General features: G+C 32.7%; 11 protein-coding genes. 2 read left to right on the plus strand and 9 right to left on the minus strand.

The genetic code is table 11. The features are described from left to right. Nucleotides 1-141: 141 nt before the first annotated feature. Together ACVBED_RS04965 and ACVBED_RS04970 are read left to right on the plus strand one after the other, a co-directional pair. On the plus strand, nucleotides 142-1110 hold the full coding sequence (locus ACVBED_RS04965) for a LacI family DNA-binding transcriptional regulator (RefSeq protein ID WP_447119016.1): 969 nt from the start codon (nucleotides 142-144) through the stop codon (nucleotides 1108-1110). A 110-nt stretch (nucleotides 1111-1220) separates the two neighbouring features. Beyond that, nucleotides 1221-2384, plus strand: coding sequence for an iron-containing alcohol dehydrogenase (locus ACVBED_RS04970; protein ID WP_447119018.1), 1164 nt, complete (start codon nucleotides 1221-1223; stop codon nucleotides 2382-2384). Nucleotides 2385-2460: 76 nt separating this feature from the next. Here ACVBED_RS04970 and ACVBED_RS04975 read toward each other — a convergent pair whose 3' ends face one another. From ACVBED_RS04975 to ACVBED_RS05015, 9 genes are all read right to left on the minus strand, one after another. Continuing rightward, nucleotides 2461-3813, minus strand: coding sequence for a DEAD/DEAH box helicase (locus ACVBED_RS04975; RefSeq protein WP_447119020.1), 1353 nt, complete (start codon nucleotides 3811-3813; stop codon nucleotides 2461-2463). A gap of 68 nt (nucleotides 3814-3881) precedes the next feature. After that, nucleotides 3882-5519, minus strand: coding sequence for an ABC1 kinase family protein (locus ACVBED_RS04980; protein ID WP_447119022.1), 1638 nt, complete (start codon nucleotides 5517-5519; stop codon nucleotides 3882-3884). Nucleotides 5520-5579: 60 nt separating this feature from the next. Beyond that, entirely contained in the window at nucleotides 5580-7109 is a 1530-nt protein-coding gene (gene guaA / locus ACVBED_RS04985; protein WP_447119024.1) for a glutamine-hydrolyzing GMP synthase, read from the minus strand. 238 nt (nucleotides 7110-7347) lie between these two features. Continuing rightward, the gene (gene purD / locus ACVBED_RS04990) at nucleotides 7348-8586 is read right to left on the minus strand and encodes a phosphoribosylamine--glycine ligase (RefSeq protein WP_447119025.1); all 1239 of its coding nucleotides are present in this window, start codon (nucleotides 8584-8586) and stop codon (nucleotides 7348-7350) included. A 73-nt stretch (nucleotides 8587-8659) separates the two neighbouring features. Next, nucleotides 8660-10171, minus strand: coding sequence for a bifunctional phosphoribosylaminoimidazolecarboxamide formyltransferase/IMP cyclohydrolase (purH, locus tag ACVBED_RS04995; protein WP_447119027.1), 1512 nt, complete (start codon nucleotides 10169-10171; stop codon nucleotides 8660-8662). 2 nt (nucleotides 10172-10173) lie between these two features. Continuing rightward, complete coding sequence (purN, locus tag ACVBED_RS05000) at nucleotides 10174-10743, minus strand: phosphoribosylglycinamide formyltransferase (protein WP_447119029.1); 570 nt, start codon at nucleotides 10741-10743, stop codon at nucleotides 10174-10176. Continuing rightward, complete coding sequence (gene purM, locus ACVBED_RS05005) at nucleotides 10743-11732, minus strand: phosphoribosylformylglycinamidine cyclo-ligase (RefSeq protein WP_447119030.1); 990 nt, start codon at nucleotides 11730-11732, stop codon at nucleotides 10743-10745. The genes purN and purM overlap by 1 nt, the downstream gene beginning before the upstream one ends. 208 nt (nucleotides 11733-11940) lie before the next feature. Further along, on the minus strand, nucleotides 11941-12474 hold the full coding sequence (locus tag ACVBED_RS05010; RefSeq protein ID WP_447119032.1) for an NADPH-dependent FMN reductase: 534 nt from the start codon (nucleotides 12472-12474) through the stop codon (nucleotides 11941-11943). 15 nt (nucleotides 12475-12489) lie between these two features. Then, nucleotides 12490-13203, minus strand: a complete 714-nt coding sequence (locus tag ACVBED_RS05015) for a pirin family protein (protein ID WP_447119034.1) — start codon at nucleotides 13201-13203, stop codon at nucleotides 12490-12492. Between the last annotated feature and the right edge of the window lie 248 nt (nucleotides 13204-13451).

The following is a 13451-nucleotide window of genomic DNA, read 5'->3' on the forward strand; positions in this document are numbered from 1 at the left end:
TGCGCAAACGTTTGCGGTTAATAACTTTTTTTTAAGTTAACAAAATATTAACATAATTTATTTAAATATTAACTTTTTTTAACAAAAATAAACCCCGTAATTATGACTAAATTTCCCCATTAATCTTATTGATTTACTGAAATGAAAAGAATTACTATAAAAGATATTGCTTCAATGCTACAAATCAGTACTTCTACAGTGTCTCGTGCATTGAAAGATCACCCCGATATAAGTGACAAAGTAAAGATGCGGGTGAAAGAAACGGCAGAAACATTTAATTATGTTCCAAACGACTTCGCAATCAACTTTCGCAAGAAATCCCGAAAAGTAATTGGCCTAATTATTCCCGATATTTCAATGTTTTTTATTCCGGCCATTATTAAAGGAATTTCAAATACCCTTCAAAAGCAGGGATATCATTTTTTTATTCTGCCTTCTAATGAATGCTTTGAGACCGAAATGGAAAACATCCAGACCTGCATCAACTCCAGTGTAGATGGCATTTTAATATCATTAACCAAGGAAACCAAAAGTTTAGATCACCTAAACAGAACCCGCGAGCTTGGAATACCCACAATTATTTTTGATAAAACATTGCCTGAAAGTACCTATCCGGAAGTTCTTTTTGACAATAAGCGAAACACAGAATCCTGTGTAGAATTATTAATTAATGCAGGATGTAAAAAAATAATGGCGATTTTGGGAAATGAAGATCTTACAATTTCACAGTCAAGATTAAATTATTTTAAAGAAAAAATTAAACTTTATGATGATGTAGAGTATAATTTTATTTTTTGCGATTCTGCAGATGCTGTAAAAGAAAAACTCGGGATCATCTTAAAATATGAGAATTTTGATGGTTTTTTTGCAATGAGTGATGAGACCCTCGCAGGTTTAAATGTAATCTTGATGGATAGAGAAGTTAATTTTAAAGAAATTAAAGTCGTCTCCATCAGTGAGGGTGTATTACCTAAATATCTGAATAAATCTTACCGCTACGAAACCAATGATGCTCTAAAAATGGGCATCATGGCAGCAACTATTCTTTTAAATAAGATCATCAACGAAAATACGGACCCAGCGATTGAAAAGCATATTGTTTTATCTTAAAATCTCAAACCGTAATATTATCGTAGGAATCTATCATTTTATTTTTCTATCGATAAGTTTTTCTATAACTCAAAACGATAATCGTAAATTTGCAGTCTAAATAAATTATTATGTTAAACTTTGAATATAAAAATCCGACTAAAATAATTTTCGGTAAAAACACAATTTCTAAATTAACTGAAGAACTTCCAAAAAACGCTAAAATTTTAATGCTTTACGGCGGTGGAAGTATTAAACAAAATGGAATTTACGACCAAGTAAAATCAGCTTTAAAAGAATTTAATGTAGAAGAATTTGGCGGAATTCCAGCAAATCCAGAATACGAAACTTTATTGGATGCATTAAAAGTTATTAAAGAAAAAAACATCGATTTTCTTTTAGCAGTTGGTGGTGGTTCTGTAATTGACGGCACAAAATTTCTTGCTGCAGCGGCGAAATACGAAGGTGAGCCTTGGGATATTTTAAGCAAACCTTTAAGAATTTTAGAAGGCGAAGCGCTAGAATTCGCAAGTGTTCTTACTTTACCAGCAACCGGTTCAGAAATGAATTCTGGTTTCGTCGTTTCAAGAAAAGAAACGAAACAAAAATTAGCAACAGGCGGTCCAGGTCTATTTCCTAAATTTTCTATTTTAGATCCTGAAGTCATTAAAAGTATTCCGAAAAGACAATTGGCAAATGGTGTGATGGATGCTTACACGCACGTTTTAGAACAATATATGACCTATCCGACTTCTGCAACTTTGCAAGACAGAATTTCTGAAAGCATTTTACAAACCTTGCAGGAAGTGGCTCAACCGTTATTAAACAAGGATTATAATTATGATACTGCAGGAAATTTCATGTGGTGTTGTACGATGGCTTTAAATGGTTTAATTCAAAAAGGGGTGCCAACAGATTGGGCCGTTCATGCAATTGGCCACGAATTAACAGCTAATTTTGGAATTGATCACGCGCGCACTTTGGCCGTAATTGCACCTTCTCATTACCGTTTTAATTTTGAAACTAAAAAAGATAAATTAGCACAATACGGTGAAAGAGTTTGGGGAATTACTTCTGGTTCTGTAGATGAAAAAGCGGAAAAAGCGATTCAGAAAATGGAAGAATTTTTCCATAGTTTAGATATTGATACCAAACTTTCAGATTATACGAAAGATTACGAAGGTATTTCTGACAAGATTAAAAATACTTTTATTGAAAGAAAAATGGATGGTATCGGTGAACATAAGAACTTGACACCAGATAATGTAAAGAAAATTGTAGAAATGAGTTACTAAATTCACGTTACAATTACATATAAAAATCGCGGTAAAATCTACCGCGATTTTTTTTATTTAAAATAACTTCTAAAAACTATTTTTTCTTTTTTGCTTTTGTTGCCGCTTTTGCCTGACCGCGATTAGAAGGTTTGGTTTTCGGTGGATTTCTTTTAGTTGGTCCACCCAAATTAATCTTTCTATTCTTGTCTTTTTTCTCATGAAAAGCGCCGCCGCCTTCGTACATCTTCACAGGTGCGATATCCTTCATAATTACTTCATCCTGCTCAGAAGCAATTTTTACCGGATTAAATACAACAGCTGCCGGAACTTCGGAAACTGAAAGTTCTTTATTCATTAAAACCTGAATTTCTAAAAGTGAAGCTTCTTCATCTGCAGTTATAAAAGAAAGTGCGATTCCATTTTTTTCCGCACGACCAGTTCGCCCAATTCTGTGAATATATTGTTCAGGGATTTCGGGGATTTCAAAATTAATTACGTGGGTAATATTTGAAATATCAAGACCACGAGCCATAATATCTGTTGTGATGATACCACGCAATTCTTCATTTTCAAAATTTCGCATCGCACGCAAGCGGTAATTTTGAGATTTATTTGAGTGAATCACATCAAATTCACCTGGGAAAAATTCATCAATTTTAGTAAAAAGATAATCAGCGTGTTTCTTATTATTACAAAAAATTAGAATCTTAGATAAATCAGAATTCGTCTGCAATAAATTTTCTAAAAGATTAATTTTAGTGTTAAAATTTTGAATTTTATAAGCAATCTGCTCAATTTTTTCTAAAGGTGTTCCTGATTTTGCCAAAGAAATTTCAATCGGCCCACGGAAATATTCTTCTAACATCGCATCTACATTTTCCGTCATGGTGGCAGAAAAAAGAATGTTTTGTCTTTTATCTTTCATCATTTCGAAAATATGGGTGAGTTGCGGGCGGAAACCTAAATTCAACATTTCATCAAATTCATCAACAACCAATTGTTTTACCTCTCGCAAAGAAATGGCATTGTCAATGGCGAGATCCATTACTCTTCCGGGCGTTCCAACAAGAATATCACAACCATCTTTAAATAATAATTTTTGAGTATTGATATTTTTTCCACCGTAAATTCCAATAACTCTCGCCGTCAGATTTTGGGCTAAATTTTCTAAAATACCTGCCACCTGAACAACTAATTCACGAGTCGGAACAAGAACCAACACTGTCGGATTTCCCGTTTTATTATATTTCCATTGTTTTAAAACAGGAAGTAAATACGCCAAAGTTTTACCGGTTCCCGTTTGGGCAATTCCCATCACATCTCTACCAGAAAGAATGTGGCTAAAGCTTTTTTTCTGAATTGGTGTTGGCTCAAACAAGTTGTCATCTGCTAAAACATCTAACACTTTTACAGGCAAATCAAAATCTGCAAACGTCTTTATTTCCATTTTGCAAAGGTAAGCAAAGGAAGTGGAAAAAATCTGAAGGATTTTTAGAATTTAAATAGCGGTAAATTTTATTTTTTTGACAATCGTAAAACTAAAATAAGACCTAAAACAGCTGAAAATGTAAAACCTAAAAGAGACAAAAGCGGCATTCCAAATATTAACGGTTCTAATTTTGAATTTAAAATAAGAGCTGTTGCAATGCTATTTGTTCCTAATATGAACGCCACAACAATATTAGTGACACTTTGTTTTAAAATTATATTTGTGTTTTTTAAGTCTTCACTTTTGGTTTTGACAGTTAGATCACCTTTATTTAAAAGAGACAAAACATTTTTGATTTGACTAGGAACATTTTGAAGGTCATTTTGTAATTCTTGAAGTTTTTGAAATCCTTTTTCAATTAAATAATTAGGATTTAATCGCTGAAGCATTATTTTTGAAATGTAAGGCTTTGAACTTTTTATAACATCCATTTCAGGATTTAAAAGCCGGCCAACACCTTCTATTAATGTAACACCTTTGAAAAGTAAAATAAAATAATCCGGCATTATGATCTTATTTTCAAATAAAATAGATTGAAATTTTTCTATTAAAATCTCTAATCTGATATCTTTTAAAGAATTAGAATCTACCAGATTTAGAATTTCTAAAATTTGATCTTTTAATTTTTTCTCGTCTTTTATTTCAAATTTTATGGCAACTTTTTTCAAATTTACTACTAATTGATCAACATTTTTAAGAATTAAATTAATAATTAAATCTTCTAAAAATTCTCTGTCAGAAGGAAAAATTGTTCCAGTTGCACCGAAATCTATGAATACTATTTTTCCCTCATTCGTGACTAAAATATTTCCAGCATGCGGATCAGCGTGAAAAAAACCATGTTCTAAAATTTGGACTAAAAAAAGTTCTAAACATTGATCTGCCAATTTAGAAGCGGTTAAATTATTCTTCTCAATTGAAGCAAAATCTGTGATTTTAAAACCTTCCATAAATTCCAAACAAAGGACATCATTATTAGACAAGTTTGGATAAACCTTGGGAACAATTGTGCGAGTGTCATTTTTGAAATTTTTCGCAAAACGCTCGATGTTTTCGCGTTCATTAACAAAAGATAATTCTTGTAAAAGTGATTTTTCAAAAGTATTGATGCCTTGTTCTAAATTTAAATTCTCAGCAAATTCAAAATAATTATTTAAAACATTGATCAAATCCCGCATTAAAAGCAGATCACCTTTAATCATTTTATCAATTTTTGGGCGCTTCACTTTTAAAACCACTTTCTCCCCAGAAATTAAAGTTGCCGTATAAACTTGAGCAATAGACGCAGATGCTAAAGGAATTTTAGAGATATGTAAAAAATAATCTTTATAATTTTCGCCAAAATTTTCAGTTAAAACGTCGTCTAAATCTAAATCTTCTAAAACGACATTGTCCTGTAATTTTTGTAATTCAAAAATCAATTCTTTTGGAAGTAAATCTTCACGACCCGCGAAAGCCTGTCCGAATTTTACAAATGTGGGACCCATTTCTTCTAAAGCCATTCTAATCCGAACCGAAACTGATTTATTAAAAACTTCATCCGCAAAAATTTGTTCTTTATTTTGAACATTCATACGTGCCAAAACATCTTTGAAACCATACTTTGAAAGTACAGAGATCAAGGTAGCCGTTCGTTTTAATTTAAGTTGTTGATTTTGTAACAAGGTTTTACAAATTAGAAGGTAGATTTAAAACGTAAAAAAGTCATAATCTAAAATTAATTTTTATTCCCATTCAATCGTTGCGGGCGGTTTGCTAGAAATATCATAGGCAACTCTATTTATGCCGCGCACTTCATTGATGATTCTGCTGGAAATTAAATCTAAAAAATCGTAAGGCAATCTGCTCCAAGTAGCGGTCATAAAATCAGTAGTATTTGCAGAACGAACCACGGCGGTGTACTCATAAGTTCTTTCATCACCCATTACGCCGACAGATTTGACGGGAAGCAAAACCACAAAAGCTTGCGACACTTTTTCATAAAGATCATTTTTGTACAATTCTTCAATAAAAATATCATCTGCTTCCTGCAATATTTTTACTTTTTCGGCATCGACTTCCCCTAAGATTCTGATACCTAAACCAGGACCAGGAAAAGGATGTCGGTAAACTAAATGGTGTGGAATTCCGAGTTCCTCGCCTACTTTTCGAACTTCATCTTTAAATAATTCTCGTAATGGTTCAAGTAATTCAAAACCTATTTCCGCTGGAAGTCCGCCAACATTGTGATGGGATTTTATGACTGACGAAGGTCCTTTTACAGACTGACTTTCTATAACATCTGGATAAATTGTACCTTGTGCTAGAAATTTTGCGCCTTCTATTTTATGGGATTCTTCATCAAAGACAGCCACAAATTCATTACCTATAATCTTTCGCTTTTGTTCCGGATCTGAAACGTCTTTTAATTTCGTTAAAAATCGGTCAGCAGCATCAATTAGTTTTATATTTAAATTAAAATGTTCCCCATAATTTTTCATTACTTTTTTGTCCTCATCCTTGCGCAACAATCCGTTGTCCACGAATATACAAGTTAATTGATCACCTATTGCGCGGTGAATTAAAACGGCTGCAACGGAAGAATCAACGCCACCAGATAAACCTAAAATGACTTTTTGTGTGCCTACCTTTTCTTTAATTTCTAGAATCGTTTTCTCAATATAATTTGTTAAAAACCAGTTTTTTTCTGCTTTACAGATATTGAAAACAAAATTATTGAGCATTTTTGCACCCTCTTCCGTGTGCGTGACCTCCGGGTGGAACTGAATGCCATAGATGTTTTTTTCAGAATTGCTGATCGCGGCAATTACTCCAGATTTTGCATTAATTTCGAAATTTTCAGGAAGGATTTCTACTTCATCAAAATGGCTCATCCAGACAATCGAATTATTAGAAACGCCTTCAAATAATGGACAATTTTTAATAATCTCTAATTCTGCTTTTCCATATTCGCCTTTTGTACCACGCGAAACTTTCCCTCCAAGAAGATGCGTAATGAGTTGCATTCCATAACAAATCCCTAAAATTGGAATACCAGACTCGAGCAATTCTTTTGATATTAAATTGGCCGTTTCAGCATTGACAGAACTTGGTCCGCCAGAAAGTATTATTCCGACTGGTTTTTTAGCTAAAATCTCTTGTAAAGAAGTATTGAAAGGAATGATTTCTGAGTAGACTTCAATCTCACGGATTCTTCTCCCAATAAGTTGGTTGTATTGTGAGCCGAAATCTAAAATTAAAATACCTTTTTGCATGCTTTTAAATTGTTGAGTTGTTAAGTTGTAAAACCTCTGTTTTTGAAAAAATAGATTATAAAAATAAAAAATAATTTTAACTAGCCCCGATGGAAGCGACATCTTTTTTTCTTGTGAGCGAAGCGAGTACAAAAAAAGATATAGTGGACAGCGGGAAATAGCTTCTAAAAAAAATTACTAACATCATATATAAATGGTTTAAAATAAAAAAGACGCGAAATAATCACGTCTTTATTTTTTAAAATTTACCAATATCGTCGCGGTAATAAGCATAATCAAACTTAATTGAGAGCGCGTCTAAGTAAACTTTTTGACGAGCTTCATCAAAAGTATCGCCAGTCGCCACAAGACTTAAAACTCGACCGCCTGAGGTTACAATTCTTTTGGCTTCCTGTGCAGCTCCTGCAAATAAAAGGGTAGAATCTGAAACTTTTTCCGTTCCTCTTATTTCAAACCCAGTTTCATAATTCTGAGGATAACCGCCGGAACACATAACCAGACAAACTGCTTTTTTATCAGCAAATTTCAGTTCAATATTATCGCCATTTAAACAGGACTCTATGGTATCTACTAAATTATTTTCTAAAAGCGCCATTAAAACTTGTGTTTCAGGATCTCCAAGACGCATATTATATTCTAATAAATAGCAACCATTTTTAGTTACCATCAAACCGAAAAATATAAAGCCTCGAAAGTTTAAGTTTTTTTCCTGTAAACCCGCAATTGTGGGTTCAAGAATATTCTTTTCGAAATCACTTTGGTTTGCTTCTGTCCACTCAGGACTTGGTGCGGCGGAACCCATTCCACCCGTGTTTGCACCTGTTTCACCTTTTCCTGCTTTTTTATAATCTTTAGCAGGAATACATGGAAATAGTTTTTTACCATTTGAGAAAGCGATGATAGAAACTTCATAACCTTCTAAATATTCCTCGATAACCAGTTGAATTCCTGCATCACCATAAATTCTGTCGATCATAAATTTATGAATAGTCGCATTGGCTTCCAAAATATCTTCACAAATAACTACTCCTTTGCCACCAGCTAAACCGCTCGCTTTAATTACCAACGGGTAAGAATGCGTTTTCACATAATCCATGGCATCGCGGTAAGCATCGAAAACCTGTGCTTTTGCAGTTTTAATATTGAAAATCTGCATAAATTTTTTAGAATAAGCTTTGCTTCCTTCTAACTTTGCGCAACGGGCAGTTGCACCAAAAATTTGCAGACCATGCTTTCTGAAATCATCAACTATTCCGTCTACCAGAGGGGCTTCTGGACCAACAATCGTTAAATCTATATTTTCGTGCAGTGCTAAATTTCTTAATGAAACAATATCATTTTCAAAGTAATTTTGGCCAATATTATCTGTTGTTGCATTTCCTTTAGCAAAAAATATTTTAGTAATTCTTTTGTCCTGTTGTAATTTTACGCCAAGTGCAGATTCACGTGCGCCATTACCGACGATTAATATTTTCATAGATTAAGTTCTTTTTAATGTGACAAATTTAATATTTAATGACTGGTCTTCAAAATTATTTTTGATTTTATATTTAATGAAAAAAATGACGCATGCCTGTAAAAAGCATCGGCATTTTATTTTCATTAGCAGCCTTAATAGATTCTTCATCTTTTACAGAACCTCCAGGCTGAATTATCGCTGTAATTTCCTCTTTCGCACAAAAATCTACGACGTCCCGAAAAGGAAAGAATGCATCAGATGCTAAAACGAGATCGCCTGAAAATTTTTCTTTGGCTCGTGAGATTGCTTGTTCAGTAGCCCAAATCCGGTTAACCTGTCCCCCGCCAATTCCCAAAGCCTGCGTTCCATTTGAAACAACGATTGCATTTGATTTAACATATTTCACGATTCTTTGGCTGAAAAGCAATGCCGCTTTTTGCTTTTCGGTAGGTTGCATTTCTGTCACACAAGTTATATCTTCAGAAAACTGATTATCAGCAGATTGAACTAACATTCCACCATCGATTTTAACCCAAGTTTGCGCGTCAGAAACAGGATTTTTAATTTTAATAATTCTAAGATTTTTTTTCTTTTTTAATATTTCTAAAGCTTCATCGTCAAAATCTGTTGCGGCTACAATTTCTAAAAAAGTTTTATTCAATTCCTCCGCAGTTTCTAGATTTACTTTAAAATTCATTCCCACAATCCCCCCGAAGATTGACATTGGGTCACATTCAAATGCTTTCTTGTAAGTTTCTAAAGGCGAATTACCAGTAGCAACTCCGCAAGGTGTTGAATGTTTTACGGCACAACAAACCATTTCATCTTTAAACTCATTTACCACTTTCCAACATAAGTCTAAATCACGAAGATTATTAAAAGACAATTCTTTACCGCCCAAAATTTCAAAATCTTTCATTGCGCCATTTTCTACGGTTGAAACGTAATACGCCGCTTTCTGATGCGGATTTTCACCATATCTCAAATCTGAAACTTTTCTGTAAGACGCTTCTAAATACTCTGGGAATTCTTCACTCAAAAGCATTTTTGAAATTGCAGCATCATAAGCAGAAGTTAAATTAAAAACTTTTCCAGCCAATTTTTTTTTGGTTTCATAGGAAACTTCTCCAGTTTCCAATTCTTTTTGAACTAAAATATAATCTTTTACATCCGTTAAAACGACAACATCTTTAAAATTCTTTGCCCCAGAACGCAACATCGATGGACCGCCAATATCTATGAATTCAATTTTTTCCGCTAATGATTTTTCGCTTCCAGCATTTTCAAAAAACGGATAGAGATTAACAATTACCATATCAATTAATCCAATTTCATGCGCACGCAAAGTTTCTAGGTGTTGTTCATTATCGCGTAAAGCTAATAAACCGCCGTGAATTTTTGGGTGTAATGTTTTCACTCTTCCATCTAACATTTCAGGAAAATCTGTGATTTCATCTATCTGGATCGGATTTAAACCCGCTTCTTTTAAATGTTTGAAAGTTCCTCCAGTTGAAATGATTTCATAGTTTTCGCTCACTAAAAATTTCACAAATTCTACTAAATTACTTTTATCGGAGACGGAAATTAAAACTCTTTTCTTCATAATTAATTTTCTGAATTTATTATTTTTTGAATGGCTTTGGGAAAAATTTCATATTCTATTTTATGAACCTTTTCTGCTAAAGTTTCAGCAGTTTCCTCTACACCTAATTTGAAAGATTTCTGTGAAATAATTTTTCCAGCATCTACTTCCTGTGTAACAAAGTGAACCGTTGCACCGCTTTCTTCTTCTTTTTCAGCAATTACAGATTTATGCACGTGGTTTCCCCACATTCCTTTCCCGCCAAATTTTGGCAGCAATGAAGGATGAATATTAATAATCGGAATAGAAATTTTCTTAAAAAAACTTTCATTTAAAATCGAAAGAAAACCTGCTAAAACAATTAAATCAGTATTTTCTGGAATGGCATTAACTAAATTTTCCGTGAAATTGCTACCTCTTTCAATTAAAACAGTATTTAAATCTAAATTTTGTGCCCGTTTTAAACCAAAACAATCTTTATCGGAAATTACCAAATTGATTTTCGCATTTTCAATTTCACCTTTAGAAATACATTCTGAAATATTTTGAAGATTAGTACCCGATCCAGAAAGTAGAATGCAAATGTTTTTCATTAATTCAAAATAATTTTTTCAGTGTTTTCTATTATTTCACCAATTATATAAGTTTCAGGTAAAATTTCTAAAACTTGATTGGCGAAACTTTTCTCAATTACAACCACCATTCCCACTCCCATATTGAAAGTTCCAAACATTTCATATCGCGCAATATTTCCACGTTTTTCACACTCCAACATAATGCTTGGAACTTCTATTTTGTCAATATTTATTTTCGCACAAAGACCTTCAGGAATTATTCTTGGAATATTTTCAATAATTCCGCCACCTGTGATGTGTGCAATACCGCTGATATTAATTTTTTCTGAGAGTTTTTTAATGTCCTGATAATATAATTTTGTTGGAACTAAAAGCGTTTCAAAAAGTGGTTTTCCTTCAAATGTTTCATTAAAATCTGGGAAAATTTTTCGCACCAAAGAAAATCCGTTAGAATGAAACCCTGAACTTGGCAAACAAATAATAACATCGCCAGATTTAATTTTAGAACCATCAATAATATTTTCTTTCTCTACAATTCCCACACAAAAACCCGCCACATCATAATCGCCGTCTTTGTACATTCCTGGCATTTCCGCAGTTTCACCACCAATTAAAGCACATTCATTGTCTTTGCAAGCTTTCACCATTCCTAAGACAATTTCTGCAGCAATATCAGAATCTAATTTTCCACAGGCCAGATAATCTAAGAAAAATAGAGGTTTTGCACCGTGACATACAATATCATTGGCGCACATCGCGAAACAATCAATACCGATAGAATCGTAATTTTTTGTGTCTAAAGCAATTTTCAATTTGGTTCCTACTCCATCAGTTCCAGAAACTAAAACTGGATTTTTATAGTTTCCAATTTCATAGAAAGCACCAAAACTTCCCAAATTATTAAGAACATTTTTATTGTGCGTTTCTGCTACGGCAGATTTTATTTTATCTACGGTTTTGTAACCTTCTTCTTTATCGACGCCTGCAGATTTATAGGTATTGCTCATATTTTATGTAACTGTATTAAATAAAAAAGCCGACACTTTTAGGCGTCGGCTTTTTACTATTTATTGGTGCTTATTTTTGCTCCATTTTCATGGAAAAATTGATGTGTAAAAACAAGCAGTAAATTTTTCAAACTTTAAAGTATTTTCTTTCAGCAAAAATAAGATTAATTTGAAGAATCTGAAAACTAATTAGATTTAATTTTAAAAGTTATTTGATTTGAGATTTTATACTATTTATTTTTTGCTCAAATTCGGCTTTCATTTCAGGATTTATAATTCCTTTTCCTTCTTCAAAATTATCTTTAAATTTTGGTAAAATGAAGTTTTCTAAAACCGTTGTTCCGCTGAACGGTGCTCTTTTTAAAAATTCTTCTGTTACATTTTTACCGCCCCCAGGTCCTGGTGCAGCTGACATTAAAAACATTGGTTTTTCACCAAAATGTTTTCGGTCTTTAACTCTTGAAATCCAGTCAAAAATATTTTTAAATGCTGAAGTATATGTTGAATTATATTCTGCGAGAGACATTAAAATTAAGTCTGAACTATCAATTTTTTTAGCAAAATCTAAAGCCAATTGCGGAATTCCGGCAGCTTCACGTTCTGGTTTAAATATTGGCATTTCAAAATCATTTAGATCTAAAACTTCAACTTCATCATTCTCAAAATAAGTAGCTGCGAAATGTATTAATTTTTTATTAACTGATTGCTCGGAATTACTTCCTGCGAATGCGATTACTTTCATATATTTTTTTTTATTTTAAACAGACATTGGAACTTCACTCAACAAAATTTCAGAGTTTTCTGAAGCTTCTATTTCAAAATCATCTACTTGCCAGATGCCAAAAGCATCTTTTTCATTAAGCACTTGTGAGTTAATTTTTGCAGAGCCCGAAATTACAAAAATATATACACCATTTTGTGTATCGTTCAAATTATATTTTTTGCTGATCGACTTGTCAGTTTTCAATAAATTAAACCATGCATTTTGATGAATCCAGCTACCTGCATCATCTTTATTAGGTGAAACTATTTGCTGAAAATCATTTGGTTTAGCCGCATCAGAAATTCTAAATTGGTCATATCGGGGCTCAACATCTATTTTGTTAGGAACTGCCCAAATTTGTAATAAACTAACCGGATTTTCTTTACTGTCGTTAAATTCAGAATGTTGGATCCCACTTCCAGCGCTCATCACTTGAATTTCACCTTTCTGAATAGTCCCAGAATTTCCCATAGAATCTTTGTGCATTAATTCTCCCGAAAGCGGAATGGTAATTATTTCCATATTAGAATGTCCGTGTTGACCGAAACCCATTCCATTTTTTATAGAATCATCGTTCAAAACTCTTAATGCACCGAAATTCATTTTGGAAGGATCATAGAAATTAGCAAATGAAAAACTATGGTATGTTTTTAACCAACCATGGTCTTGTCCGCCTCTTGTTTCGGCTTTGTGAAATACTGTTTTCATATTTTAATACTGTAATTGTGAAGTATGTTTTTTAATGCAGCAAAAATATAATAAAAAATCCAACTTCTTATTGACTTAAGGTAAGAAATCATATAAAAATGATATATAATAATTTAAAATTAAATGATAGATTTTTTGGAACAGCGTTTAAAAGTAAAGCCAAGATTTTAAAAATCAACTTTTAGATAGGCAAAGTGAAAAGAAGCTATCTAAATTCTTTTTTTAGTTAAAATATTTTTCTAAAAATA

The sequence above is a fragment of the Halpernia sp. GG3 genome, from assembly GCF_052976925.2.

Bases quoted from the DNA above. Each gene is read 5' to 3' on its own strand.
- ACVBED_RS04970 (WP_447119018.1), top strand. From the start codon at position 1,221: ATGTTAAACTTTGAATATAAAAATCCGACTAAAATAATTTTCGGTAAA.
- purN (WP_447119029.1), bottom strand. From the start codon at position 10,743: ATGAAAAACATTTGCATTCTACTTTCTGGATCGGGTACTAATCTTCAA.
- ACVBED_RS04975 (WP_447119020.1), bottom strand. From the start codon at position 3,813: ATGGAAATAAAGACGTTTGCAGATTTTGATTTGCCTGTAAAAGTGTTA.
- purD (WP_447119025.1), bottom strand. From the start codon at position 8,586: ATGAAAATATTAATCGTCGGTAATGGCGCACGTGAATCTGCACTTGGC.
- purM (WP_447119030.1), bottom strand. From the start codon at position 11,732: ATGAGCAATACCTATAAATCTGCAGGCGTCGATAAAGAAGAAGGTTAC.
- purH (WP_447119027.1), bottom strand. From the start codon at position 10,171: ATGAAGAAAAGAGTTTTAATTTCCGTCTCCGATAAAAGTAATTTAGTA.
- ACVBED_RS05010 (WP_447119032.1), bottom strand. From the start codon at position 12,474: ATGAAAGTAATCGCATTCGCAGGAAGTAATTCCGAGCAATCAGTTAAT.
- ACVBED_RS04965 (WP_447119016.1), top strand. From the start codon at position 142: ATGAAAAGAATTACTATAAAAGATATTGCTTCAATGCTACAAATCAGT.
- ACVBED_RS05015 (WP_447119034.1), bottom strand. From the start codon at position 13,203: ATGAAAACAGTATTTCACAAAGCCGAAACAAGAGGCGGACAAGACCAT.
- guaA (WP_447119024.1), bottom strand. From the start codon at position 7,109: ATGCAAAAAGGTATTTTAATTTTAGATTTCGGCTCACAATACAACCAA.